Genomic DNA, 25,314 nt, shown 5'->3' on the forward strand with positions numbered 1-25,314 from the left:
GCGAGGATGAATGGCTCGCCGACAGGCGCCGGTGCTGCCGCCGGAAAGACCGGCCCGCTCGCTGGCCTCAAAGTGATCGAGATGGCCGGGCTCGGTCCGGTGCCGCTTGCCGCCCTGATGCTGTCCGAGATGGGCGCCGAGGTGCTGCGCATCGAACGTGCCGACGCTGGCCAGCCGCTCCTGAGCCTACCGCAAGAATACGATCTCGACCGCCACGGCCGTTCCATCCTCAAGCTCGACCTCAAGCGCCCGGCGGGCGCGGAACTGGTGCTGCGCCTTGCGGCACAGGCCGACTTGCTCGTCGAAGGCTTCCGCCCCGGCGTGATGGAGCGGCTCGGGCTGGGACCGGATGCCGTTCTCCAGCGCAATCCGGCGCTGATCTATGGCCGCTTGACCGGCTTCGGCCAGGACGGGCCGCTGTCCGGGCGAGCCGGGCATGACATCACCTATCTCGCCTATGCGGGCCTCCTGCACGCGGTCGGCAGGCAGGACGCGCCGCCGGTGCCGCCGCTCAACCTCGTCGCGGATCAAGGCGGCGGCGCCATGATGCTGATCGCGGGCGTGCTCGCCGCTCTCTTCCAGCGCTCACGCAGCGGAAAGGGCCAGGTGGTCGATGCCTCGATGATCGAGGGAGCCTCGATGCTCGCCGCACCCATTCACGCCTATATGGCGGCGGGTCTGTGGAGCGACAGGCGCGGCGAGAACCTGCTCGATTCCGGGGCGCCTTTCTACGATACCTATGAGACGGCGGATGCAAGGCACGTTGCCGTCGGCTGTCTCGAACCGCGCTTCTTCGACGAATTCGCCAGGCTGCTGCCGCTCGACGGGCATTTTGTCGGCAGCCAGTACGACAAGTCGTCATGGCCCGCGATGCGCACCGCCATTGCCGGCCGGATCAAGGCAAAGACGCGCGACGAATGGGCCGAGCTTTTCGCCGCGACGGACGCCTGCGTGGCGCCCGTCCTGTCCCTGGTCGAAGCCAGGAGCCATCCGCACAATCGCGCCAGGCAGAGCTTCGTGAAGTCCGGCGAACTCGATCGCCCGGCGCCGGCGCCGCGTTTCTCGCAAGGCGCACAAGCGCTTGCCGCAGCTCCGGCTGTCGCCGATCGCGAGCCCTTAGGCATATTGACCCGTTTCGGCTTGAGCGAAGAGGAGATCGGAGCGCTTGCAAAGGCGGGTGTGTTCGTTCGATAACCGGAGAACGAAAATCAGCTTATCTCGGGTGCGCTTGTGACCGAACCGAAGAAGGACGTCATCCGCGAGACCGACGCAGAAGCGATCAGGCTGGCGAAAACCCTGATCCGCGCGGCACGTTTCGGCGCGCTCGCGGCGATCGAGCCTGGCACCGGCGCGCCGCTGGCAAGCAGGGTTGGCGTCGCCACCGACATCGACGGCGCGCCGCTGATCCTGATCTCGATGCTGTCCGCGCATACCGGTGCGTTGCTCGCCGATCCGCGCTGTTCGCTGCTGCTTGGCGAGCCCGGCAAGGGCGACCCGCTGGCGCATCCGCGCATCAGCCTGGCATGCCGGGCCCTGCGGCTGGAGTGGGGATCGGCCGATCAGATCCGCGCCGAACGGCGCTACCTCAACCGCAATCCGAAGGCGAGGCTTTATGCCGGGCTCGGCGACTTCTCGTTCTTCCGGCTCGAGCCCGAACGCGCCAGCCTGAACGGCGGCTTCGGCAAGGCCTTTCTTCTCGACCGCGACGATTTCATCAACGGCGCCGCCCTTGTCGAGGAGTTCGCCGGCAGCGAACAGGCGGCACTCGATCACATGAATGCCGACCATCGCGACGCGCTTGCCCTTTATGCCCGTCATTTTGGCCGCGCCGAAGGCGACGGCTGGATCGCCACCGGTTTCGATCCCGATGGCATGGATCTCGCCGCCGCCGATGCGACCTGCAGGATTTTCTTTCCCCGGTCTCTGCAAAGCGCGCGCGAATTGCGTTCGGCGCTTGTCGAGATGGCAAAGGCGGGACGCGCCGCGGAGCAAGAGCGATAGTTGATCGCGCTGCGGCGAAAGCAACGCTTGAGATTTGGACGAAATGATCTACCCTTGTAGTGACGCTGATTCAGCAGCGCCCATCGACATCTGAACATCGCGGAATCAGGCACCATTGCCCCCTGGCGCCTGGATGAGCCAAGACCCTTGGGGGATCTATGATCTCAAATAAGCTAATCGCCAATGCGGAATCGGCGGCCGCCTTTCTCACCCTCATGGGCAACGAAAAGCGCTTGCTGATCGTGGCCCATCTGATCGACGATGAAATGTCGGTCGGCGCCATCGCCGAGAAGGTGCAACTCAGCCAATCCGCGCTGTCGCAGCATCTCGCCAAGCTGAGGGCGCTCGATCTCGTCGAAACCCGGCGCGACCGCCAGATGATTTACTATTCCTGCAAATCCGAGGCGGTGCGCGAATTGCTGCGCATGCTGGAAGGCATTTTCGGCGACGGCGACCTCTCCCAGATGGCCTATCGGCTGCGCCGCGCCGGGGCTTGACCCGCGCCATCCAAAGCCTCTTACCTCGCTGGCATTTTTTGCCGGCGAGATTTGCATGAACCTCATCCCCATCGACGATCCTCAGGACCCGCGCGTCGCCGCCTACCTCGATATCCGCGAGCGCGATCTCGTCGGCCGGCATGGCCGCTTCGTCGCCGAAGGCAAGGTGGTGCTGGACCTCCTGTTGTCGACCGGGCGCTTCGCCGCCGAATCGGCCCTGATCCTCGAAAACAGGCTGGCGGGCGTGCGGGAGATCTTGCGCAAGGCGCCTCCCGAGTTTCCGGTCTATGTCGCCGCGGGTGAGGTCATGGACCGGATCGCCGGCTTCCACATGCATCGCGGCATCCTGGCGATCGGCATGCGTGGCGATCCGGCGCCCGCCGAAATTCTGGTGGAGACCTTGCCCCGGCGCGCATTGGCCGTCGTCCTGGTCGGCATATCCAATCACGACAATATGGGGGCGATCTTCCGCAATGCGGCCGCCTTCGGGGCGGGCGCGGTGCTGCTCGACCGGACGTGCTGCGATCCGCTCTACCGCAAGGCAATCCGTGTTTCGGTCGGCGCAGCACTGAAGGTTCCCTTCGCCACCTTCGGCGATACCGGAACCTTCACCGCGACGCTCGATCGGCTCGGTTTCAGCCAGTTCGCGCTCTCGCCACGCGGAAACATCGACATCCGCGCCGCGGAACGCTCGGCGCGCCTGGCGCTCTATCTCGGCACCGAAGGCGAAGGCCTGCCCCGGGATCTGCTTGCCCGGCTGCAAACGGTGAGGATCGCAATGGCGGAAGGTTTCGACAGCCTGAACGTCGCCGCCGCGTCGGCAATAGCCCTGCATCGCTTTTCGAAAGCCGGCGACGCATTGGCTGAATAACGGCGGTCGTGTCGTTCAGTTGGCCGAGCCGGCCTTCTGCAAAGCCCTCACCCGGTCGGCCAGGCTGACGCCGCGCCCATTTTGCTGCCCCTCGCCCGCCAGGGCCTTGGCGATAGGCGAGTCCGGCCCGTCCAGCTTCATCGTCAGATTGACCACCTCGGCGGCCAGCTCGTTCATTTGTTCGCGAAGGCCGGCGCCGGAGCGCGCGTCGCCCGCCGCTTCGGGCATTGCCGTCCCGGAGGCTGCAAGATCGGTTTTCAGCCGCTTGTTCTCGCGCGCCAGCGCCGTCAGCCTTGCCTCCAGCCGTTCCCGGTCGCCCTCGAGCCTGGCGATCGCCTTGTCGACATTGTCGCCTTTCGTATCCGTGCCGGCAGCCAGCTGCGCCACGCCGTTCGCGGCGCTCTCCTTCGAACGTTCGCGCATTCGAGCGAGATCCTTCTCGCGCCGGTCGAGCTTTTCCTCGCGGTCGGCAAGCGTGGCAAGCAGCCGCTCGACCTTCTTGTCGAGCTCGGCCGTTTTCTTCTTCTCCGCCTTCAACGCTTCGCGCGCGGCCTTGCTTTCCAACGCGATCTCCTGATTGCGCCGGTCCGCCTCCTTGCGCTGGCCCTTGAGCAACGCAATGTCGCTGGCGAGCTTTTCCAGCTCCGATTCGCGGGCAACCAGTTCGATCTGGCGGTTCGAGGACGAGAAGCTGGCGTCGTCATACATCTGCTCGAGCTTCTGCAACTCCAGCGCGCGTTTTTCCAGCGCCCGCTCCGTCTGTACGTGCTTTTCCGACAGCCGGTGCAGATCCTCCTCGCGCTGCCTGAGCTCCGCATTCTTTGCCTGCAGATCGGAGAGCGCCTGGTTCTTGTCTTTCCTTTCGACCGCCAGTCCCTTCAAGGCCTCGCGCCCGCGACCGATCTCCACCAGTTGTTCGGCCGCCTTCTCCTGAAGGTTCTTGACGGTTATCTCCAGCCGGCGCGTCGTCATGGCATATTCCGCACGGACCCGGTCCTTGTCCGCCTGAATTTCGGCTGGCGTCAGCGGCAGCGAAGCCTCGAGGCGCCTGCGCGTCAGGACGACGGCCCGCCGCCAGACCGCCGGCGCGACCAGCGACACCAGAAAAACGGCGCAAAGGAAACCGAGTACGAAGAACAGAACCGACTGGACCAAGGCGTGCTATCCACTTTACGGAGCGGCAATCGCTGGATTATGCCACCTTGGCATGGCGGAAATTCAACGCCGCGGCAAGAGTTTGCCGCAGCGCGATCAGCACTGTCCGAGCGATTGTAGCGAGCGCAATCCGATCAGAACGGGTTCCAGGTCGGCCTTTCGGTGAGCTTCAGATAACCGAGATTGACCCCAAGACGGGCACCTACGCCGGTACGGATCGGCACAATCAGCACCCGGTTGCTCTGCAATACGTTGAAACCGACGCCCGCAATGACATAGGCGGAGCCGGCAACGCCGCCGAAGCGGTTATAGAGGCTGCTGATGTCGTCGAGGTTGTAGACCAGCATCATCACCCGCGATCCCTCGCCGCCGAAATCCCAGCCGAGCGACGGACCTTGCCAGAACACCTTATGGTCGCCGGCGTTCTTGGTGTAGAGCGTCCCCTCGCCATAGGTCAGGCCGCCGATCAGGGCGCCGGATCCTTCCTCGCCCAGCAGGTAGCCGTTGGGCAGGCCGTAGGAGGCAAAGATCTTCTCGACGACGGTGGCCAGGCCGCCGGACGTCTCGCCGAAGAATTTATGACCGGAATCGACGATCTCCTGAGCGGTGTACTGTTGGGCCTGTGACGCAGCGGTCGAAAGGACAAGAGCCCCCAGGAGCGTGATGGTCATGGCGAGGACACGGACGAACGTCCGGTCGTAGTATCGGGAAAACATGCTTCCAATCTCCGTCAGGGAGCACTTTCGCCGACGCCTCGCACCCCTGCGGCTCTTGCCGGCCGTTCGGGGTGGCTATCACGGGCAAACTATGCCGTAATCCTTTTTCAACCATTAAGCTCCCACACGAAGATGGCGGTTCGAAGGCTGCGCTTGCGCCCCGGCGGCGGGTTTCCCCCGCGAACACACCATTTTCGCTGTCGGCAATTTTGGATTTGTTGATGCGCGCTCAGGCCCTGTGTATTCAGAAAGCCTTGGAAAAGAGCGTGATTCGTGCGGGCAGGCGCGAAAACGGTCGCTCGGCCATGAACAAATGACTTAAGCAGGGATTTCGCCGATGGCCGAGCTTTTCACTCTTTCCGCGCCAGATCTCGCTGCGCTGCTTTGCAGCCGTGTCTGCCACGACATCATTTCGCCGGTGGGCGCAATCAACAACGGCCTTGAGCTGCTCGACGAAGGCGGCGCCGACGACGACGCCATGAAGCTCATTCGCCAGAGCGCCAAGAACGCCTCGGCGCGATTGCAGTTTGCCCGCATCGCCTTCGGCGCCGCGGGTTCCGCCGGCATGATGATCGACACCGGCGATGCCGAGGCCGTGGCCATCGCTTTCCTGAAGAACGAAAAGCCGGAACTGGTGTGGAACGGCCCCCGAGCGCTCTTGCCCAAGAACAAGGTCAAGCTGCTGCTTAACCTCATTCTCGTCGCCAACGCGGCCATACCGCGCGGCGGCAAGCTGGTGGTCACGCTGGAAAGTCTCGAAACCGAGCCGCGTTTTTCGCTGGCGGCCGGTGGCCCGATGCTGCGCGTGCCGCCGAAATTCCTCGAACTGCATTCCGGCCACAAGCCGGAGGAGCCGATCGACGCCCATTCGGTCCAGCCTTACTATACGCTGCTTCTGGCGCGCGAGGCCAATATGACGATCTCGATCCACGCGACCGCCGACGAGATCGTGTTGACGGCTGCATAAGAAAAGCCGAAGTATATTCTATTGCTAATATTTGTGCTGGCAGTGCAGGTCGAGCAATGCCGGTCGCAATGCATGTAACGGTGCTGCGCGTCAAAACGGCGCGAGACGCTCGTTTGGAAAAACTTTACCTAACGGCTTTTCGGCTTCTTTACCGGATTGGCCTATGGTGCTTTCCGGTTGCCGGAAGTTGCCGGTTCGGCAGATGGCAAAGAGGACCCCGGATATGAAGCGCTGCCTGTTCGTCGATGATTCGAGCGTCATCAGGAAGGTCGCAAAACGCATTCTTGGCGGCTCGGACATGATTGTCGTCGAGGCCTCGACCGGGGTCGAGGCTGCCGAGATTTGCGCCGGCGAGATGCCCGATGTCATCGTCATCGACGGTGGTCTTGCCGACATCCAGGCGGTCGACCTCATTCGCCGTATCCGCGCCATCGAAAGCTCTGCCCGGCCGCAGATCCTGATCTCGCTGGTCGAAGTCGATGTGGCTGCGATCATGCGCGCCAAGCGCGCCGGCGCTCAGGGCTATCTGCTGAAGCCCTTCAACCGTGCGCAACTGCTCGAAAGCTTCCGCGTCCTGAAGATAGCTGCCTGATTCGCCGAGACCGTTTTCAAACAAAAACCCGGCCTGAGCCGGGTTTTCGTTCGAATCACTTGGATCGTTTACGCGCTGACGCGGATATCTTCCGGTTCGCGCAGCACATAGCCGCGGCCCCAGACCGTCTCGATGTAGTTCTGGCCGCCGGACGCCGCGTCGAGTTTCTTGCGCAGCTTGCAGATGAAGACGTCGATGATCTTCAGCTCCGGCTCGTCCATGCCGCCATAGAGATGGTTGAGGAACATTTCCTTGGTGAGCGTGGTGCCCTTGCGCAGCGAGAGCAGCTCCAGCATCTGGTATTCCTTGCCGGTCAGGTGCACGCGCTGGCCGCCGACCTCGACCGTCTTGGCGTCGAGATTGACCACCAGGTCGCCGGTGGTGATGACCGACTGGGCATGGCCCTTGGAGCGGCGCACGATCGCATGGATGCGCGCCACCAGCTCGTCCTTGTGGAAGGGCTTGGTCATATAGTCGTCGGCGCCAAAGCCCAGGCCGCGCACCTTGTCCTCGATACCGGCCATGCCGGAGAGGATCAGGATCGGTGTCTTGACCTTGGAGAGGCGCAGCGTCCGCAGGACTTCATAGCCCGACATGTCGGGGAGATTGAGATCCAGAAGGATGATGTCGTAATCGTACAGCTTGCCGAGATCGACACCTTCTTCGCCGAGATCGGTCGTATAGACGTTGAAGCTTTCCGATTTCAGCATCAGTTCGATGCTCTGTGCGGTTGCACTGTCATCTTCAATCAGCAGAACACGCATTTCATTCCCCTTTTCTGCTGCCGGACCGTGTCACGACCCGTCCGGGACCGGAGCAGTGATTGCCTGAACAGAAGGTGCCACCGACTGGTTAACAAATCCTAATTTCGTGCCATCCACGATACCAGATTTTTTAACCCCTTTCTACACCCACTTGAATCTAATAACGAATCACAGACCAAAACCGCTAACGCACCACATTAATAAGTCAGCCTAAGTGACTCCAGAGACTCGCTGGCCCGGGCTTCCCGCCGCAACCGGAATTTTTACCCGGCCTTAAGTCCTCGCCCGTATGATTAACAATGCCCGTAAACGAATGGTTACCGTCGGCAAAAATCTTTAGGGCTTTGTTTCCCATAGCCCAGGGAAAGCCGGGGGAAACGGGCGGCGCTTGGGTCGTTCCGGGCGGACTGGGCGGTATTGCAGGTGTGCGTTTGCGGAGTATCGAATCATGAAGTCACGTGAAAACCTCGTTCGACTGAAGCAGTTTCAGGTGAATGAGAAGCGGCGCCAGCTCTTGCAGCTGGACATGATGATCGCCGAGTTCGAGCGCATGGCCGTCGAGCTGGAAGCGCAGATCATCGCCGAAGAGAAAAAAGCCGGCATCACCGACATCAACCATTTCGCCTATCCGACCTTCGCCAAGGCGGCTCGCCTGCGCCGCGACAACCTCAGGAACTCACAAAGCGACCTCGCCCAGCAGCGAAGCACCGCCGAATCATTACTCGGCGAAGCTGAAGCGGAGCTGTCCAAGGCCGAGATGCTGGAATCGCGAGACACCAAGATCCGCGAAACCGAAATTGGCGGCCGCAGCGCCATGATCGGTTGATCGCCTGGCATATTTGCAATCATGCCGGAGAGACCTCCGGCATCTTCAGAACCGGCAATCGGCAGAAATCGGACTCGCCGTCTTCACGGCACAGCCCCCATCTCGCCATGATCGGCCGATGCCCGGGCCCGGGCATCCTTGATTTCCGGCGCATGCTCTTCCGCCCAGGAGCGTATCTGGCTAAGCAGCCCCGCCAGATTCTGGCCAAGTTCCGTCAGTTCATATTCCACGCGCGGCGGGATGACCGCAAACACCTCGCGCCGCACGAGGCCGTCGCGCTCCAGCACGCGCAGCGTCTGCGTCAGCATCTTGGGCGTGATGCCTTCCAGCTTGCGCGCCAACTCGCCATTGCGCAGCCGACCGCGCCGCAACGCGCAGACCGTGAGATAAACCCATTTGCTGGCCAGCATTTCCAGCACCGTATGTGACGGGCAGGTGCGCCGGAACGCGTCGTAGCCGAATGGCGATCTGTCTTCACTATCCATGAGGTACCTATATATAGAAAAGGTACATACTCGACAATCGAATATTACTATCCAAATGATAGCGGCACATTCATCGAACAGGAGGCGTTCATGCGTGCCGTTATCCAGACTTCCGTCGGCGGATCCGAGGTGCTTTTCGTGGCCGAGCAGCCCGACCCGGCGCCCCGATCCGGTGAAGTGCTCGTCCGCGTCAAGGCGGCGGGCATCAACCCGGTCGACGGCGCCGTGCGCGGCGGTTTCTATCCGTTGCTTGGCGAACCGCCTTTCATCCTGGGCTGGGACATTTCGGGGGCCGTCGCGGCGCTCGGCCCCGGCGTGACCGCCTTCAAGGTCGGCGACGACGTGTTCGGCATGCCGCATTTCCCCAAACAGGCTGGAGCCTACGCCGAGCTCGCCGCGGCGCCGGCGGACGAGATCGCCGCGAAGCCCGCCGCCATCGACCATGCGCAGGCTGCGGCCTTGCCGCTGGCCGGACTGACGGCCTGGCAAGGCCTCGTGCGCCATGGCGGCCTGCAGGCGCGGCAACGCGTGCTGGTTCACGCCGGCGCCGGCGGTGTCGGCCATCTGGCGGTCCAGATCGCCAAGGCGCACGGCGCTTATGTCATCGCTACAGCCAGCCCGAACAAGCTCGACTTCGTCCGTTCGCTCGGCGCCGATGACGTCGTCGACTACACCAAAGGCAACTTCGTCGAACAGGTCGGCAATGTCGATCTTGTGCTCGACCCCATCGGCGGCGACCATGTCGGCGAGTCGCTGAAGGTGGTGCGTGATGGTGGCGTGCTGGTGTCGCTGCTCGACGTTCACGACGCCACCAGGGCGAAGGCCAAGGCGCGCGGTGTCCGCGTCGAGCGCATGTCCGTGGTGCCCGATCGCGAGGGCCTTGTCGAACTCGCCAGGCTGGTCGACGCCAAAAAGCTGATGCCGCACGTGGCCAAAGCTTTCCCGCTCGATCAGGCGGCGGCCGCCCATGCCTTCCTTGCGACCCGACCCATCGGCAAGGTCGTGCTGACTATTTGAGTGGAAGGCCGCTTCAAAAAGCGAAAGGGCGCGGTGTTCCGCGCCCTTACGTTTAATAGCTGTCTGGCCTAGTGGCGGTATTGCTGGATCCGCGTGGTGCGCAGCCCGGCAAGGCCGTATTCGTCGATCGATGCCTGCCAGGAGAGAAATTCTTCGGTTGTGAGCTTGTAGCGCTGGCAGGCTTCCTCAAGGCTGAGCAGGCCGCCGCGTACCGCGGCGACCACTTCCGCCTTGCGCCGGATAACCCAGCGCCGAGTGTTCGTCGGCGGCAGATCTGCAATCGTAAGAGGGCTGCCGTCAGGCCCAATAACATACTTGACTCTAGGTCTAACCAGATCGGTCATCGTACTCTCTACTAAAAACTCAAAGACCCAATCCCCGCCACAGTACCGCCACAGCTTTAAAAATTGCCTAAGCGAACCCTAATCACTAGGTAAGGATCATGAACGCCTGGTTAGGATTTCGTTTAGAATTTGAAACACCGGCCCCCAGGCCTTGGTTTTGCCGGTAGGCTCGTCTTGCGCCGCAAGCTGGCGCACACGTGGGGCTTGACCTATATTCCGGCCATTGGCATTGAGCGCCGCACAGTGAAAGCACCATGAACAGCCTCGATCTTCCCCGCCGCCCCGAAGAAACCCGCGTCGTCGTCGCGATGTCGGGCGGCGTCGATTCGTCTGTCGTCGCAGGCATTCTGAAGCGCGAAGGCTATGACGTCGTCGGCGTGACGCTGCAGCTTTACGACCACGGCGCGGCCACGCACCGCGCCGGTTCGTGCTGCGCCGGCCAGGACATCGACGATGCCCGCCGCGTTTCCGAGACGCTCGGCATCCCGCATTACGTGCTCGACTATGAGGAGCGTTTCCGCAAGGCGGTCATCGATCCGTTTGCCGAGAGCTATGTCGCCGGCGAGACGCCGATCCCTTGCGTGTCCTGCAACCAGACGGTGAAGTTCGCCGATCTTCTGGCCACCGCCCAGGATCTCGGCGCCGACGCCTTGGCCACCGGCCACTATATCCGTTCGCGCGCCAACGGCGCGCATCGCGCGCTCTACCGTCCGGTCGACGCCGACCGCGACCAGAGCTATTTCCTGTTCGCCACCACGCAGGCGCAGATCGATTATCTGCGCTTCCCGCTCGGCGGCCTGTCGAAGCCGCAGGTCCGCGCCATTGCCGAGGAGATGGGCCTGACTGTCGCCGCCAAGCAGGACAGCCAGGACATCTGCTTCGTGCCGCAGGGCAAGTATTCCGACATCATCGCCAAGCTGAAGCCGGCCGCCGCCAATCCGGGCGACATCGTGCATATCGACGGCCGCGTGCTCGGCCGCCATGAAGGCATTCTGCGCTACACGATCGGACAGCGCCGCGGCATCGGCATCGCGTCCGGCGAGCCGCTTTATGTCGTCCATCTCGACGCCGACCGGGCGCGCGTCATCGTCGGCCCGCGCGAGGCGCTGGAGACGCACAAGATCTATCTGCGCAACATGAACTGGCTGGGCGATGGACCGCTGTCGGACGTTCCGGCCGGCGGGATCGAGCTTTTCGCCAAGGTCCGCTCGACCAGGCCGCCACGTCCGGCCGTGCTTCATCACCGCGACGGCGTGACCTCCGTCGAACTGGCCGACGGCGAGTCGGGCATCGCGCCGGGCCAGGCCTGCGTGCTCTATTCCGACGACGGCAACGAGGCGCGGGTGCTCGGCGGCGGCTTCATCGAGCGCTCGGAACGGGGCGCGGAAGCCGAGGCTATGTTGTCCAGGCTTGCCGCAAGGCCGGCGCAGATCCCAGCCGAATAAGTTTCTCAGTCTTATCGTCGCCGTTTCCGGACGCCTCAGGCGGACGAACCGGTGTGGATCACCGTGCCGGCGGTCAGGATGCGCAGCACTCTGATCGCTTCCTCGCCATCGGTGCGCGGCTCGGCGCGAGTCTCGATGCACTGCATGAAATGGGCAAGCTCGCGCGTCAGCGGCATGCCCTCGCCAACCGGCACGTAGGCAGGCTCATTGGCGGTGAAGGCCCACTGGCCGCTGTCCTGCCAGACCGCGTGGCGGTAGACGGCAAGTTTGCGCTCCCAGGGCTCGACGTCGTCGAACACCGCCATCGCCTTGGTGCCGACGACCGTCAGCCGCCGCTCGCGATAGGGATTGAGGCGCGAGGCGAAGAGATGGCTGCGCAGGCCGTTCGGGAAGCGCATGTGCAGATGCGCGAAGTCGCTGAGATTGTCGAGCAGCGCCGCCCCCTCGCCCCTCACTTCGATCGGCTCGGTGCCCGTGATGGCGAGGATCATCGACAAATCGTGCGGCGCAAGGTCCCACAACGCATCGTTTTCGGTATGGAACTTGCCGAGGCCGAGCCGGTGCGAGTGGATGTAGCGCACTTCGCCGAGCTCGCCATTGTCGATCAGCGCCTTCAGCGTCTCGAAAGCCGGATGAAAGCGCAGCACATGGCCGACCATGAACACGCGGCCATTGTCTTTGGCCGCCTTCACCGCGCGCTCGGCATCCACGACCGTCAAGGCGATCGGCTTTTCCACCAGCACGTCCTTGCCGCTTTCGACCGCGCGCACCGCGGTGTCGGCATGGAATTGCGGCGGTAGCGCCATGACGATGGCGTCGATATCGGTTCGCTCGAACAGCCTGTCCGGCTCGATCGCCAGGCAGTCCTGCTCGCTGGCGAAACCTTCGGCGCGGGCGCGGTTGACGTCGGAAACGGCATGGAGCGCGCCAAGCGCCTTGAGGGTGCGGATATGGTTGCTGCCCCAGTATCCGCAACCGAGGACGGCGATGCGCGGCTTCATTCGCTCAAACTCTAGAATTTCATGGCCGAGACATAGCGACGTGCCCCGCCGAACTCAACCCCGGGACATGCCTTGAGTGTCTGTCCGGCAAAGCTTTTCTGGGATGAGATTATGCCGGCCGGATTATGCCGGCATGTCGGCCGCTTCGAAGCTTGACACGCTCACCCTCCCAACCTTATATCCGCGCGACCTTGGCGAACGCCTTGAAACACCCATCCATCCAGGACGGTTTTTCGGGCCATTTGCCACCCTGGCGGGGTAGCTCAGTTGGTTAGAGCACGGGAATCATAATCCTGGGGTCGGGGGTTCAAGTCCCTCTCCCGCTACCATTTCCCTATATTTTGGCTTTCGCGCCCGCAGTCTTCCTCTGCGGTCAACCCTTGCGTTCCTGCAGGATGTTGCCGCCGTCCACGACGAGAACGGCGCCGTTGACATAACTGGCTGCGTCGGATGCCAGGAACAGCACGGCGGCCGCGACTTCCGCGGGGTTGCCGGCGCGGCCTAGCGGCGTGTTCCGGGCAGCGACAAGTTCCTCCGGCGTCGAGGCGCCCGTCGCGATCCACCCCGGCGCCACGGCGTTGACGGTGACGCCGCTGCGGCCGACCTCCAGGGCAAGCGCATGCGTCAGGCCGACCATGCCGGCCTTGGCGGCGGAATAGGCGGCCTCGCCTTCATTGGATACGTAAGGCCCCGTCACCGAGGCCATGTTGACGACGCGCCCATGTCCGCGCTGCACCATGCCGGCCAGAAATCCGCGCGTGCTCAAAAAGGCGGTTTTCAGGCTGACATCGATGCCGCGGTCCCATTCGCTTTCGCTGAGATCGAGAAACCGCCGCTGCAACGCCGGCTGGGCGACGGTGCCCATCCCGGCATTGTTGACGAGGATATCGATTTCGCCGGTTTCGGCACGTAACCGCTCGACATCGCCGGAGAGCGTCAGGTCGGCCATGAAAGCGCGGACATCGAGCCCCTCCCCCCGCAGTTCCGCCGCTCGTTGCTCGACGCGTTTGGACGAAGCGGTGATGGTGACCGAAACACCTGCCTCGCCCAACGCACGCGCGATCGCGATACCGATGCCGTCGGCGGCGCCCGCGCCGGTCACCAGCGCCTTGCGGGATTTGCGAAACACGACCATTTGCCCTCCAGGATGCAGGTGCCGACATGCCGGCGCGGCCAATCACGCCCGCGATGAGCCGTACCGGTTCAATAACCGGCGGTGACGCCGAAATCGATCGAAAGCGCTGCCCCGGTGATCGGCGCCGCGCCCGGCTGGCAAAGATAGTGGATGAAGGAAGCAATCTCCTCCACCTGGATGAACCTTGCTCTGTCCCCTTGCGGATAGTGCCCGAGAAGCCGGCGCTTGTAGCCGTCGGGGTCGTCTGCGCCATAGGTTTTGGCCTGATATTCGATCATCGGCGTTGCCGTGTCGCCGGGGCAGACGGCATTGACCCTGATGCCTTGCGGGGCGAGCTCCAGCGCGAGAGCCTTGGTCAAAAGCACCAGCCCGCCCTTCGAGGCGCAATAGACGGCCGCCCCATTGTTGCCGACAATGCCGGCGTCGGAGGCAATGTTGACGATCACGCCTTGCGCGGCCGACAGATGCGGAATGGCGGCCGAGATCAGGAAGAACGCGCCCTTGAGATTGACGTCCAGCACCAGGTCCCACTGCTCCTCCTCGACCTCGCTTGCCGGCCCCTCCAGCCAGACGCCGGCGGCGTTGACGAGGATGTCGATGGCGCCGCCCCATTCCTTGGCCTTGCCCACCACCTCGCGGCAGGCGTCGACGGAGCGGATGTCGAGCGGCAAACCGATCACGTCCGCCCCGGTCGCGGCAATCTTCGCCACGGCGGCGTCGAGCTTGGGGCCGGCAAGATCGGCGAGCGCGATCCGCTCGCCGTCAGCGGCGAAGCGCAGTCCGGTCGCCAGACCCATTCCCCCGGCGCCGCCGGCGATGAGGATCGTCCTGCCAGCCATTCGATAACCTCCACGCAACGCAGCCCGGCAAAGGCAACCACGTCATTGGGCCATGTCGCATGGACCAGCCAGGCAAAACAATGATCTCAGCGCGATCATCCCAGTTCGAGCGTCGTGACGCCGAAAACCGTCGAGGGGGCGTTGCCGGGCTTGCCGCCTTTGTACATGCGTGTCGTCGTAAAGCCCGGAACCAAGCCGGCGGCTTGAAGCATGGTGGTGAATTGAACCTGGCCGGCCGGCACGTCGATATGCAATTCCTCGCCGGCCGTTGCGTCCGAGAGGTCCGCCACCATCGCCAGGGCCACGTCCGTCGCGTCGGCGAACAGCGGCCCGACCTTGAAACCCTCCCGGCATCGGCGCGCCACGCCGTAACCGGCGATAGCGTCGGATCCGGCTGAGAGCAGCGCAATCCGCGGCTGCCGTAGCCACTCGCCAATGAAGGCCTCGCGCGGCGCCGGGAAGCACTGGCGATCATAGGCGAACAGCCCGGCCATGTCGGCAACCGTCACCGGCCGCATGTCGCCACCGCCGGGCAAGCCGGCGGGGCGGCCGCTGTGGCGGACGGTCTCATAGGCTGGCACGAAGCCCATGCGCTGGTAGTTGGCCCGCTGCTCGGCTACCCCGTCGAGACCGATGATGCGGTTGCCGAGGCGCGCCATGCCCGCGTCCCAGACCGCTTTGCCATGGCCTTCTCCACGCCGGTCGGGCCGGCAGATGTAGAGGCCGATGAAGCCGAAGCCCGAGCCGTATGCGACAGCCGAAATGCCGGCCACCATCTCGCCCCCGGCAAAGGCGCCGATGAATCCATCCGGATCGGCCGCCCGAAACGCCGTGGCATCGTCTATGCCCGGATTCCAGCCCTCCCTCGCCGCCCAGTCGACAAGCGTTTCCACTTCGCTGGCGGTCAGGGTCCGGATTGTTCTCGGCATCGTTTCACTCTGTGGCATTGGCTGCGCCATGGCCGGCCATCAACCGTCACGATAGGCCGCCGGCCGCGGGCTGCAAAGGCCGCGCGGATTATCGGCCGACGCCAGCCGCCCCCCGCGGCCCCGATGGCGCGGAACCTGTGCCTGCTTGGCGCGACTCGTCGATTCAACGCAGGGCTGCGGCCCGACTATTGTCGGGGCGGCTTTCCCGAACCGGTGCAAAGAGTTAGCAAGGAATGCACCACTTATTCGATCGTTGTTCCAATAGGCAACTGGACACAATCGGCGAAGACTGGAAATCTTCATTTGTCGTTGCTTGGAATCGCATGGAGTGCCGCAGGAAATGCCGCTGAGTGCCGCAGAGATCGCCCGTCATCCAGCAGCGCTTCGCGGTGTCCAGGAACAGGCCAAGGCGCTCATCCATATTTACGAAACGAGCCCGCGGCTGGCCGCCGTGTTTGCCACCCAGCAGCGCTGGCTGCTCGGCCATGTCGGCCTGGCGCTGCATTTCCGGCGCGATCCCGACGACCGCCGCACCGAAATGACGATGGCACGTTTCATCGAGGTCGTACGCCGCAATTCGGTGGCCAGCCGCAACACCGCCGAGGCGTTCGTCAAGGAGATGCTGCACTACGACATCGCCGAATATATTTCGGCCAGCGGCGACGGCCGCGCCCACCCCATGCGGGTCACGGCGGGCACCATCGAGACCTTCACCGGCTGGATTTACGCGCATCTGACGACGCTCGATCGCATAGACGGCGGAACCCGGCTGGCGGCCTTCCTCGAGCGGCCCGAAATGCTGCCTGTCTTGCAGCCGCTGATCGCCGACGGATTGCTCGCCAGCGACGGCGTGCGGGAGCCCGGACAGACTTTTTCGTTATTTATCTGGCTAAACAACGGCGGTATCGTCATGGACTGGCTGATGTGCGGCATCGATCCGGAGGACGTACATCTCGACAAGATACCGACCGGCGTCATCTCGGTCAGCGAATTCGCGCACTGGCTGAAGCTCTCACGCACGCATCTGGCGCGCAAACTCCATGATGCCGAGGCGCTCGGCAGCATCGGCTGGGTCGGCCAGCGCGGTCATTCCGTGATGTGGGTTTCGAGGGCTTTCTTCGACGAGTACATGGCCGTCCAGGCAGCCAAGCTCGCCGTCGTCGACGAGGCCTTCGAAGCCTGTATCTCAGCTCCGCAACGCCGCTGACAGCCGGAGATCGGTGCAACTCGCGCAAAACCGGCCCGCACGCTGGCAGGCGCCAGCCAAAACTGCTATCCGCAACTTGCGAGCATGACAGCATCTTTGGGTGGAAGCTGGGAGGGTGCGTTGACCTATGAAGACATTGTCGGTCACCCGGCATTGCCCGCTTGCGTGCGCGCGCAAGCCATGGCGATGCAGCAGGCCTATCAAGGAAACCCGCGAGCCTCCTCGGTCTTTGCCACCCAGCAACGCTGGCTGATGGCGCATATCGGTCTTGCCCTGCATTTCCGCAGGGATCCCAGCGACTATCGAAAGGAACTGACCGCGGCGCGTTTTGCCGACGTCACCGTTCAGCATGCGGTGGCAAGCCGAAACACGGCTCATGCCTTCATCAAGGAAATGCAGCACTATAATTTCCTCGAGACCGGGCCGACGGCCGATGACGGCCGCATTCGCCCCCTGCAACTGCCCGCCATGACCCTGGAGCCGTTGATCGGCTGGATTCATATGCATCTGAACACGCTTGATGCCCTTGACGACGGGAACCGGCTGGAAACGTTCCAGGCAAGGCCGCAGATGCTTGCCAAGCTGCAGCCGCTGATCGCGGACGGTCTGATTTCCTCTGTGCCGGTGCGCGAGCCGCAACAGACTTTCTCGCTGTTCACCTGGCTCAACAATGGCGGCGTCGTCATGGACTGGCTGATCTCCGGCGTCGACCCGCGGAATGCCGGCCAGGTGCGCATCCCGACCGGCGTGCTGTCGATCGGCGACTTCGCCAAATGGCTGAAGCTGTCGCGCACCCACCTTGCGCGCAAGTTGCGCGACGCCGAGGCGCTCGGCAGCGTCGGCTGGCTCGGGCAGCGCGGCCATTCCGTCATGTGGATCTCGAACGAATTCTACGGCGAATACCTCACCGCGCAGGCGGTCAAGCTCGCCATCATCGACGCGGCTTTCGCCGCCACCGCGACGCAAAGGATGGGCTGACCGCTTCTATCCGGCCTTCAGGATGGCGGAAAAACGCGGATCGAAGGCCCGGCTGATCGGCTCTGCCGCTGCGCCCACCGCGATCGCCCAGGGATCGGTGGTGCCGAGTTGCAGTCGAGGCAGGCGGCGGACGGAACGATCCGCGATCGACGGCAGCAGCGGATGCATGGCCTGAAGCAGGAGCCGGGCCAGCGCCTCGGGCGCGCTGCTGGTGAGGATGACGGTTTGCGGATCGAAGATCGTTTCGATCAGATGCACGCTCCAGCGCAGGTCGGACGCGGCTTTCTCGACCCAGCCCATGATCCGCGGATCCCGCGCAAGCGCCAGCGCGCCGAGCGTCTCGTAGAGACCCCTCTCGGTGGGGTCGAGGCCGAGATGCTGGTAGAGCGAGGCCAGCGATGCACGGTGTTCGAGCGGCGTGGAACCGGGGCCGGCCGGCGCAAGCAACGCCATGCCGATCTCGCCCGCATTGCCGTTGCCGCCGCTATAGAGTTCGCCGTTGAGAATCAGCCCGGCGGCTATGCCGTAACCGACATAAAGGCAGACGGCGTGATCGACGCCATGCGCCGCGCCGACGATCCGCTCCGCAGTCGCGCAGGCCGCCGCGTCGTTCTGCAGGCCGACATTGAGCCCAGTGCCGGCCGCAAGCGCCTGCACCAGGGGAAATTGCTGCCAGGCCGGCATCATCCATTTGTTGTCGGGGTTCTTCAGCCCGAACGGTCCCGGCATGGCGACGCCCAACCCGACCAGCCGCCGCTCGGACTGGGCAAACAAGGAAGCCAGCTCGCGCCTGACGCGGTCGACGAGGCCGAGGATGATCTTGACGCCCGCCGAAGGCTCGTCGAGCGGCAGCCCCGCCTCGGCGCGCGCGATCACCTTGCCGACGAGGTCGACCACCACGACGCGCGTCAAATGCCGGTCGATCTGCAGCCCGATGGCGAAGGCTCCCTCGGGAACCAGCCGGTAGGGCGTGAAGGGCTGCCCCCTGCCCTTGCGCACCGCATCCAGCGCGACAACCAGCCCGTCGCGCTCGAGATCCTCAATGATGTTGGAAACCGCCTGCTTGGTAAGCTGCGTCGCCCGAGCCAGGTCGGCGCGCGAAAGCGCGCCGTTGAGCCGCAGCGCCTCGATCATGACGCGGCGGTTATGCGCGCTGGTACCCTCCTGGTTGGTGCCGCTTTTGGCACGGATCGGGCTGATGTCGTGCACCGTCGTTTCCCCTCTTGACTCCATTAAAGGATTGATCGACTAATTAAGTCAAGCGAATTGACTTAATAGGTGAGACCCCTGCGGCTCTACAAAAAGACGGCAAAAGCTTTTGGGCTCCGCCGCAGGCCGTTGGGGACGGATCCGGTCAGACGCGATGCGAATTTGGGGAAGCGGCGCAGTCCTGGCCGCCCACTCGCAGTTGTCGAAAATGGGAGAAAGACAAATGCTGAAATCGATCGGTAAGACACTTCTGGGCGCGGTGTTCGTCGGCGGACTGCTCGTCCCGCACGCCTTTGCTGAAACCACCTTGAACGCGCTCTTCATGGCCCAGGCCGCCTATAGCGAGGCCGACGTGCGCTCGATGACGGAGGCCTTCACCAAGGCCAATCCGGACATCAAGGTCAATCTCGAATTCGTCCCCTATGAAGGCCTGCACGACAAGACCGTGCTCGCCCAAGGATCCGGCGGCGGCTACGACGTGGTGCTGTTCGACGTCATCTGGCCGGCCGAATATGCGACCAACAAGGTGCTGGTCGACGTGTCGTCGAAGATCACCGACGACATGAAGAAGGGCGTGCTGCCCGGCGCCTGGACCACCGTCCAGTATGACGGCAAGTACTATGGCATGCCGTGGATCCTCGACACCAAGTATTTGTTCTACAATAAGGAAATCCTCGAAAAGGCCGGCATCAAGGCGCCGCCGAAGACCTGGGAAGAACTCGGCCAGCAGGCCAAGATCATCCAGGACAAAGGCCTGCTGAAGACGCCGATCGCCTGGAGTTGGTCGCAGGCCGAAGCCGCCGTTTGTGACTACACCACGCTGGTCAGCGCCTATGGCGGCGACTTCCTCAAGGACGGCAAGCCCGACTTCCAGAACGGCGGCGGCCTATCGGCGCTGAAATACATGGTCGACAGCTACAAGTCGGGCCTGACCAATCCGAATTCGAAGGAATTCCTGGAAGAAGACGTCCGCAAGGTGTTCGAGAACGGCGATGCCGCTTTCGCGCTGAACTGGACCTACATGTACAACATGGCCAACGATCCGAAGGACTCCAAGGTCGCGGGCAAGGTCGGCGTGGTGCCGGCGCCGGGCGTTGCCGGCACCAGCGAGGTCTCGGCCGTCAACGGCTCGATGGGCCTTGGCATCACCGCGGTGTCGAAGCACCAGGACGAAGCCTGGAAATACATCGAGTTCATGACCTCGCAGGCGACGCAGAACCAGTATGCCAAGCTCTCGCTGCCGATCTGGGCCTCGTCCTATGACGATCCGGCCGTCACCAAGGGCCAGGAAGAACTGATCGCCGCCGCCAAGCTCGGTCTCGCCGCGATGTATCCGCGCCCGACCACGCCGAAATATCAGCAGCTGTCGACGGCACTGCAGCAGGCGATCCAGGAATCGCTGCTCGGCCAGACGGCGCCGGAAGACGCGCTCAAGACCGCTGCCGAAAACAGCGGCCTCTGATCTGGCGTTCCCTGACGGGCGGGCGGCCTCATACATGAGCGCCGCCCGTGCTATTTCTGACCGGATGAAGGAAGAGAGGCGCCTCTCATGTCAGGCACCTGGATGACGACTCGCGCGTGGCTGTTGATGCTGCCGCTTCTGGTGATCATGGTCGCCGTCATCGGCTGGCCGTTGGTCGATACGGTCAGGCTCTCCTTCACCGACGCCCAGCTGGTCGGCACGGCTGGCAATTACGTCGGCTTCGACAACTACACCAAGATGCTGACGAGCTCGAACTTCAGCCGCACGCTGGTCACAACCACCTGGTTTGCGGTCATCTCGGTCGCCGCCGAGATGGTGATCGGCGTGCTTGCCGCTCTTCTGCTCAATCAGGAATTCCGTGGCCGCGCGGTCTTGCGCGGGCTGATGATCCTGCCATGGGCGCTGCCCACCGTCGTCAACGCGACGCTCTGGCGGCTGATCTACAATCCCGAATATGGCGCGCTGAATGCGGCGCTGACGCAACTCCATCTCCTCGATGACTATCGCTCGTGGCTGGGTGAGCCCGGCACGGCGCTCGCGGCGCTGATTGTCGCCGACTGCTGGAAGAATTTTCCTCTTGTCGCGCTGATCGCGCTCGCCGCCCTGCAAGCGGTGCCGCGCGACATCACCGCAGCGGCGCTTGTCGATGGCGCCGGCCCGTTCAACCGCTTTCGTTTCGTCATCCTGCCCTATCTCGCCGGTCCGCTGATGGTGGCGCTGGTGCTGCGCACCATCGAGGCCTTCAAGGTCTTCGACATCATCTGGGTCATGACCCGCGGCGGCCCGGCCAACAGCACCCGCTCGCTGTCGATCCTCGTCTATCAGGAGGCCTTCTCCTTCCAGCGCGCCGGCTCCGGCGCATCGCTGGCGCTGATCGTCACCTTGCTCGTCACCGTGCTCGCCGTCGCCTATGCGACGCTGGTCAGGAAGACCGCGGGGAGCGCCGCCTGATGGAACGCAAGAGCCCGGTCTTCACCGCTTTCATCTATGTCTGCGCGATCCTGCTCGCCGCCGTGATCCTGGCGCCGCTTGCCTGGCTCTTCGTCATGAGCATATCGCCGGCGGCCGATCTTGCCGCCAAGCCGCTGCGCTGGTGGCCGCAGGCGGCCGACTTCTCCCGTTACGCGCAGCTTCTGTCGACGGCCGAAAACAGCGCCGGCGCCGCCTTCACCGCCTCGTTGCGCAACAGCCTGGAAGTCGCCGGCATGGCGACGCTTGCCGCTATCGTTCTTGCCGTGCCGGCCGGCTGGGCCGTTTCGCGCACGCCTTCGGTGGGCTGGTCGCTGTCCATGGTGATCGCCACCTATATGCTGCCGCCGGTAGCGCTCTCCGTGCCGCTTTACATGGGCCTGTCTTATCTCGGCCTGCTCAACAACGTCTTTGGCCTTGCGCTGATCTATCTGACGATCCTCGCGCCCTTCACCACTTGGCTGATGAAATCGGGCTTCGATTCCATTCCGCGCGAGATCGAGGCCGCGGCAATGATCGACGGGGCCGGGCTGCTCCAGACGTGGCGCATCATCACCTTGCCGCTGGCGGCGCCCGTCGTGGCGACATCGGCGCTGTTTGCCGTGCTGCTTGCCTGGGACGAGTTCTTCTATGCCCTGCTCTTCACCTCGGACCAGCGGGCAAAGACCCTGACGGTCGCCATCGCCGATCTCGCCGGCGGCCGCGTTTCCGACTACGGACTGATCGCCACCGCCGGCGTGCTCGCGGCCTTGCCGCCGGTGCTGATCGGCCTCGTCATGCAACGCGCGCTGATCTCGGGCCTCACCAGCGGCGGAGTGAAAGGATAATCATGACTGCAGAGAAGAACCGCCCGGCAGGGCTTGTCGCGATCGACCGCGAGATGGCGCGCCAGCATGAGGATGCGCTTGCCTCGTTCGAGAGCAATCGAGAGGCCGCCGCCGAGGTCGCCGCCTCGATCAGGAAGAACGGCAGGCTCGTCCTGCTCGGCATGGGCGCCTCGCATGCCGTCGCGCGCGCCGTCGAGCCGCTCTATCGCGCGCATGGCATCGATGCCATCGCCATGCCGCTCTCGGAGCAACTCGGCCAGCCGCTGCCGCTTACAGGCCGGACCGTGCTCGTCACCTCGCAATCCGGTGAAAGCGCCGAAGTCCTGCGCTGGTTCTCCGAAACGGATCCGCAGGCCGACACCTTCGGCCTGACGCTGGAGGCCGGTTCCTTCCTCGGCCGTACGGTGCCTTGCCTCGTCGGCACCGGCGGCACCGAGCTTGCCTTTGCCGCGACCCGCAGCCTGACCGTGACCTTCGCCCTGCACCTCGCCATTCTCGCCGCGCTGGGCGAGGACCCCGCCGCCGCGCTCGCGGTGCTCAAGGCGACGGAGACGGTCGAGATCAATGCCGCGCTCGAGGCGCTGAGCACGGTCGCGACCGTCGTGACCTCCGGCCGCAGGCTGCAGGGCCTCGCCGAGGCGCTGGGGCTCGGCCTGACCGAATTGTCGCGCCTGCCGTGCTTTTCGCTCGAAGGCGGCCAGCTTCGCCACGGGCCGATGGAGATGCTCGGGCCCAAGATCGGCGTCGTCCTCTTCCGCGGCGACGACCCGACCGCGGAGCTGGTCACCGCCATGGCCGTTTCGGTGGTCGAGACCGGCGCGCCGCTGATCATGTTCGACGCTTCTGGCAAGCCGCCGGTCGCGGGCGCGGTCACGTTCGCCTTCAAGCCCGCCACGGGCTTGGCGGCGATCTTTGCCATGCTGCCGGTTGCGCAACGCCTGATGGTCGCCTTCGCCGATTCCCGCGTCGAGAATGCCGGAACGCCGGTGCGCACCACCAAGATCACCAGGAGCGAGTGATGCTGCCGCTCGCGGTGATCGGCAACGTCAATGTCGACCTGATCGTCGGGCCCGTCGCGCCCTGGCCGAAGGCCGGCACGGAGACCGTCGTCGATCATGACGACCTGCGCGTCGGCGGCCAGGCCGGCAACACCGCGCTTGCCTGGCAGGCGCTGGGCATCGACTTCGAGATCGCCGCCAATATTGGCGACGACCAGTTCGGGCGCTGGCTGCGCGAGGCCTTCGGACGCCGCGCGCAGAATTGGCCGGTTCGTCCCGAAGGCACGACATTGTCGGTCGGCATGACCCATCCCGATGGCGAGCGCACCTTCTTCACCACGCGCGGCCACCTGCCCCGCTTCAGCCTGGCTGACGTGCTCTCCGTGCTGAACGGCAATCGGCTTGCTGGCGGTTACGCGCTGCTCTGCGGCTCTTTCCTCACCGACGACCTGACGCGCGATTACGACGCCTTCTTCGACTGGGCCGAAGCGCATGGCATCGCCGTTGCGCTTGACACAGGCTGGCCGATCGACGGCTGGACGCAAGCGAACTGCACCGCCGCGCGCGGCTGGCTGTCGCGCTGCGCACTGGCCCTCTTCAACGAGGTCGAGACGACTACGCTGGCCGGCCTGGCAAGTCCATCGGAAGCCGCGCGCAAGATCCGCGACGGCATGCGGGACGAAGCGACGGTCGTCGTCAAGCGCGGGCCGGACGGCGCGATCGCCATCGGCGCCGACGGCGAGCTCATTCAAGTGCCGGCACCTCGAGTCGCCGTCATCGACACGATCGGCGCCGGCGATGTCTTCAACGCCGCCTTCCTGGCGGCACTGGCACAGGGGCAATCGTTGGTGAAGTGCCTGTCCGCCGCCATCCTTGTGGCCTCGCGCGCCATTTCAACCTTGCCCCGCGATTATGGCGGGCCGATCCAGTTCGAGGATGCTGTTCATGAGCGCGCTTGAAATTCGCGATGTCCGCAAGAATTACGGCAGCGTCGAAACCCTGAAAGGCATCGACATCGCGCTCGAAAATGGCGAGTTCCTGGTGCTGCTCGGTTCGTCGGGCTGTGGCAAGTCCACTTTGCTCAACATCATCGCCGGTCTCGCCGAGGCAACCAGCGGCGATGTGCTGATCGGCGGCAGGTCGGTGCTTGGCGTGCATCCGAAAAACCGCGACATCGCCATGGTCTTCCAGTCCTACGCGCTCTATCCGAACCTCACCGTCAGCCGCAACATCGGCTTCGGCCTTGAAATGCGCAAAGTCCCCGCCGCCGAGCGCGACAAGGCGGTGCGCGAGGCGGCAAGATTGCTGCAGATCGAGAACCTGCTCGACCGCAAGCCCGGCCAGCTCTCCGGCGGCCAGCGCCAGCGCGTCGCCATCGGCCGCGCTTTGGTGCGCAAGCCGCAGGTCTTCCTGTTCGACGAGCCGCTCTCGAATCTTGACGCCAAGCTGCGGCTGGAAATGCGCACCGAACTGAAGCGCCTGCATGAAATGCTGCGCACCACGGTCGTCTACGTCACCCATGACCAGATCGAGGCGATGACGCTGGCGACCCGCATCGCCGTCATGCGCGACGGCCGCATCGAACAGCTGGGCACGCCGGAAGAGATCTACAACCATCCGGCGACGCTCTATGTCGCGGGCTTCGTCGGCGCGCCGTCGATGAACATGCTGGAAGCGACCGTCGAGGACGGCAAGCTGGCGATTGCAGGCACCGATGCGCGGCTGGCGATTCCGGCTCGCTACGCCGACGCGGCCCGCAACAGTGCATCAGTTGTGGTCGGCATCAGGCCGGAAGCGCTCCGCCTTGGACCGGGCAGCGGCGCTGAACTGTCGCTGCCGGTGGAGATCGACGTCGTCGAACTGACCGGCCCCGAACAGGTCACCACCGCCCGGGTCGGCGCGCAGAACTTGACGGCGACATTGCCGCCGCGCGCCCGTGTCGCCAAGGGTCAGCCATGCGCGTTCGTCTTGGATGCGGACGCGCTCCGCCTCTTCGATCCGGCCACCGGCAAGGCTTTCTGACCAATCGCCCGCCTTCCGCCCTGCATGGCCTGATCGA

General features: G+C 64.1%; 27 protein-coding genes and 1 tRNA gene. 18 read left to right on the forward strand and 10 right to left on the reverse strand.

Annotation, left to right across the window (positions count from 1 at the left end; genetic code table 11):
- Positions 1-6: 6 nt before the first annotated feature.
- From FJ424_RS13700 to FJ424_RS13715, 4 genes are all read left to right on the forward strand, one after another.
- Positions 7-1,194: a CaiB/BaiF CoA-transferase family protein gene (locus FJ424_RS13700; RefSeq protein ID WP_140653242.1), complete on the forward strand. Its 1,188-nt coding sequence runs from the start codon at positions 7-9 to the stop codon at positions 1,192-1,194.
- A 36-nt stretch (positions 1,195-1,230) separates the two neighbouring features.
- Positions 1,231-2,001 (forward strand): HugZ family protein, encoded by a 771-nt coding sequence (locus tag FJ424_RS13705; protein WP_140653241.1) that lies wholly within the window; start codon positions 1,231-1,233, stop codon positions 1,999-2,001.
- Between the two features lie 158 nt (positions 2,002-2,159).
- Positions 2,160-2,498 (forward strand): metalloregulator ArsR/SmtB family transcription factor, encoded by a 339-nt coding sequence (locus tag FJ424_RS13710; protein WP_140645679.1) that lies wholly within the window; start codon positions 2,160-2,162, stop codon positions 2,496-2,498.
- A gap of 55 nt (positions 2,499-2,553) precedes the next feature.
- Complete coding sequence (locus FJ424_RS13715) at positions 2,554-3,369, forward strand: RNA methyltransferase (protein ID WP_140653239.1); 816 nt, start codon at positions 2,554-2,556, stop codon at positions 3,367-3,369.
- A 15-nt stretch (positions 3,370-3,384) separates the two neighbouring features.
- Here the strand turns inward: FJ424_RS13715 and FJ424_RS13720 are convergent, their stop codons facing one another.
- Positions 3,385-4,524, reverse strand: a complete 1,140-nt coding sequence (locus FJ424_RS13720; RefSeq protein WP_140653238.1) for a hypothetical protein — start codon at positions 4,522-4,524, stop codon at positions 3,385-3,387.
- A gap of 134 nt (positions 4,525-4,658) precedes the next feature.
- Positions 4,659-5,195, reverse strand: a complete 537-nt coding sequence (locus FJ424_RS13725) for an EipA family protein (protein ID WP_246677237.1) — start codon at positions 5,193-5,195, stop codon at positions 4,659-4,661.
- Between the two features lie 382 nt (positions 5,196-5,577).
- On the opposite strand from FJ424_RS13725, the gene FJ424_RS13730 reads away from it, so the two are divergent.
- On the forward strand, positions 5,578-6,207 hold the full coding sequence (locus FJ424_RS13730) for a histidine phosphotransferase family protein (RefSeq protein ID WP_140653234.1): 630 nt from the start codon (positions 5,578-5,580) through the stop codon (positions 6,205-6,207).
- 223 nt (positions 6,208-6,430) lie between these two features.
- Complete coding sequence (locus FJ424_RS13735; protein WP_140645773.1) at positions 6,431-6,799, forward strand: response regulator; 369 nt, start codon at positions 6,431-6,433, stop codon at positions 6,797-6,799.
- Positions 6,800-6,867: 68 nt separating this feature from the next.
- Here FJ424_RS13735 and ctrA read toward each other — a convergent pair whose 3' ends face one another.
- Positions 6,868-7,563 carry a cell cycle two-component system response regulator CtrA gene (ctrA, locus tag FJ424_RS13740; RefSeq protein WP_006203583.1) on the reverse strand — a complete coding sequence of 232 codons (696 nt, stop codon included), beginning with the start codon at positions 7,561-7,563 and terminating at the stop codon, positions 6,868-6,870.
- A gap of 448 nt (positions 7,564-8,011) precedes the next feature.
- Here ctrA and FJ424_RS13745 point away from each other — a divergent pair, with 448 nt between their 5' ends.
- Positions 8,012-8,389 carry a flagellar export protein FliJ gene (locus FJ424_RS13745; protein WP_140645772.1) on the forward strand — a complete coding sequence of 126 codons (378 nt, stop codon included), beginning with the start codon at positions 8,012-8,014 and terminating at the stop codon, positions 8,387-8,389.
- Positions 8,390-8,472: 83 nt separating this feature from the next.
- Here FJ424_RS13745 and FJ424_RS13750 read toward each other — a convergent pair whose 3' ends face one another.
- The gene (locus FJ424_RS13750; protein ID WP_140653233.1) at positions 8,473-8,874 is read right to left on the reverse strand and encodes a helix-turn-helix domain-containing protein; all 402 of its coding nucleotides are present in this window, start codon (positions 8,872-8,874) and stop codon (positions 8,473-8,475) included.
- 90 nt (positions 8,875-8,964) lie between these two features.
- On the opposite strand from FJ424_RS13750, the gene FJ424_RS13755 reads away from it, so the two are divergent.
- The gene (locus FJ424_RS13755) at positions 8,965-9,891 is read left to right on the forward strand and encodes an NADP-dependent oxidoreductase (RefSeq protein ID WP_140653231.1); all 927 of its coding nucleotides are present in this window, start codon (positions 8,965-8,967) and stop codon (positions 9,889-9,891) included.
- A gap of 68 nt (positions 9,892-9,959) precedes the next feature.
- Here FJ424_RS13755 and FJ424_RS13760 read toward each other — a convergent pair whose 3' ends face one another.
- On the reverse strand, positions 9,960-10,235 hold the full coding sequence (locus FJ424_RS13760; protein WP_006203587.1) for a DUF1153 domain-containing protein: 276 nt from the start codon (positions 10,233-10,235) through the stop codon (positions 9,960-9,962).
- Between the two features lie 254 nt (positions 10,236-10,489).
- On the opposite strand from FJ424_RS13760, the gene mnmA reads away from it, so the two are divergent.
- Positions 10,490-11,680, forward strand: coding sequence for a tRNA 2-thiouridine(34) synthase MnmA (mnmA, locus tag FJ424_RS13765; RefSeq protein WP_140653229.1), 1,191 nt, complete (start codon positions 10,490-10,492; stop codon positions 11,678-11,680).
- 35 nt (positions 11,681-11,715) lie between these two features.
- Here the strand turns inward: mnmA and FJ424_RS13770 are convergent, their stop codons facing one another.
- Complete coding sequence (locus FJ424_RS13770) at positions 11,716-12,681, reverse strand: Gfo/Idh/MocA family oxidoreductase (protein WP_140653227.1); 966 nt, start codon at positions 12,679-12,681, stop codon at positions 11,716-11,718.
- Between the two features lie 252 nt (positions 12,682-12,933).
- On the opposite strand from FJ424_RS13770, the gene FJ424_RS13775 reads away from it, so the two are divergent.
- Positions 12,934-13,010 (forward strand) — tRNA-Met (locus tag FJ424_RS13775).
- 44 nt (positions 13,011-13,054) lie between these two features.
- Here FJ424_RS13775 and FJ424_RS13780 read toward each other — a convergent pair.
- The 3 genes from FJ424_RS13780 to FJ424_RS13790 all read right to left on the reverse strand — a co-directional run bounded on the left by FJ424_RS13780 (position 13,055) and on the right by FJ424_RS13790 (position 15,584).
- Entirely contained in the window at positions 13,055-13,810 is a 756-nt protein-coding gene (locus FJ424_RS13780; protein WP_246677236.1) for an SDR family oxidoreductase, read from the reverse strand.
- Positions 13,811-13,884: 74 nt separating this feature from the next.
- Complete coding sequence (locus tag FJ424_RS13785) at positions 13,885-14,655, reverse strand: SDR family oxidoreductase (protein WP_140653223.1); 771 nt, start codon at positions 14,653-14,655, stop codon at positions 13,885-13,887.
- Between the two features lie 95 nt (positions 14,656-14,750).
- A complete protein-coding gene (locus FJ424_RS13790; protein ID WP_140653221.1) occupies positions 14,751-15,584 on the reverse strand; it encodes a GNAT family N-acetyltransferase in 834 nt (277 codons plus the stop codon).
- A 340-nt stretch (positions 15,585-15,924) separates the two neighbouring features.
- Here FJ424_RS13790 and FJ424_RS13795 point away from each other — a divergent pair, with 340 nt between their 5' ends.
- The gene (locus FJ424_RS13795; RefSeq protein ID WP_140653219.1) at positions 15,925-16,791 is read left to right on the forward strand and encodes a hypothetical protein; all 867 of its coding nucleotides are present in this window, start codon (positions 15,925-15,927) and stop codon (positions 16,789-16,791) included.
- A gap of 84 nt (positions 16,792-16,875) precedes the next feature.
- Entirely contained in the window at positions 16,876-17,769 is an 894-nt protein-coding gene (locus tag FJ424_RS13800) for a hypothetical protein (RefSeq protein WP_140653217.1), read from the forward strand.
- A gap of 6 nt (positions 17,770-17,775) precedes the next feature.
- On the opposite strand, the gene FJ424_RS13805 is transcribed toward FJ424_RS13800, so the two are convergent.
- The gene (locus FJ424_RS13805) at positions 17,776-18,978 is read right to left on the reverse strand and encodes an ROK family transcriptional regulator (RefSeq protein ID WP_140653215.1); all 1,203 of its coding nucleotides are present in this window, start codon (positions 18,976-18,978) and stop codon (positions 17,776-17,778) included.
- A 223-nt stretch (positions 18,979-19,201) separates the two neighbouring features.
- Between FJ424_RS13805 and FJ424_RS13810 the strand changes: the two genes are divergently transcribed.
- The 6 genes from FJ424_RS13810 (at position 19,202) to ugpC (ending at position 25,277) form a co-directional block, all read left to right on the forward strand.
- Positions 19,202-20,440 carry an extracellular solute-binding protein gene (locus tag FJ424_RS13810; RefSeq protein WP_140653213.1) on the forward strand — a complete coding sequence of 413 codons (1,239 nt, stop codon included), beginning with the start codon at positions 19,202-19,204 and terminating at the stop codon, positions 20,438-20,440.
- 87 nt (positions 20,441-20,527) lie between these two features.
- Complete coding sequence (locus tag FJ424_RS13815; protein WP_140645640.1) at positions 20,528-21,412, forward strand: sugar ABC transporter permease; 885 nt, start codon at positions 20,528-20,530, stop codon at positions 21,410-21,412.
- Complete coding sequence (locus tag FJ424_RS13820; protein ID WP_140645641.1) at positions 21,412-22,257, forward strand: carbohydrate ABC transporter permease; 846 nt, start codon at positions 21,412-21,414, stop codon at positions 22,255-22,257. The genes FJ424_RS13815 and FJ424_RS13820 overlap by 1 nt, the downstream gene beginning before the upstream one ends.
- A gap of 2 nt (positions 22,258-22,259) precedes the next feature.
- Positions 22,260-23,276 carry an SIS domain-containing protein gene (locus FJ424_RS13825; RefSeq protein ID WP_140653211.1) on the forward strand — a complete coding sequence of 339 codons (1,017 nt, stop codon included), beginning with the start codon at positions 22,260-22,262 and terminating at the stop codon, positions 23,274-23,276.
- Positions 23,276-24,214, forward strand: a complete 939-nt coding sequence (locus tag FJ424_RS13830; RefSeq protein ID WP_140653209.1) for a PfkB family carbohydrate kinase — start codon at positions 23,276-23,278, stop codon at positions 24,212-24,214. Before FJ424_RS13825 ends, FJ424_RS13830 begins: the two co-directional genes overlap by 1 nt.
- Complete coding sequence (ugpC, locus tag FJ424_RS13835; protein WP_140653208.1) at positions 24,201-25,277, forward strand: sn-glycerol-3-phosphate ABC transporter ATP-binding protein UgpC; 1,077 nt, start codon at positions 24,201-24,203, stop codon at positions 25,275-25,277. The genes FJ424_RS13830 and ugpC overlap by 14 nt, the downstream gene beginning before the upstream one ends.
- The last annotated feature ends 37 nt before the right edge of the window (positions 25,278-25,314 follow it).

The organism is Mesorhizobium sp. B3-1-8 (assembly GCF_006439495.1).
In the GTDB taxonomy this organism is placed as follows: Bacteria; Pseudomonadota; Alphaproteobacteria; order Rhizobiales; family Rhizobiaceae; genus Mesorhizobium.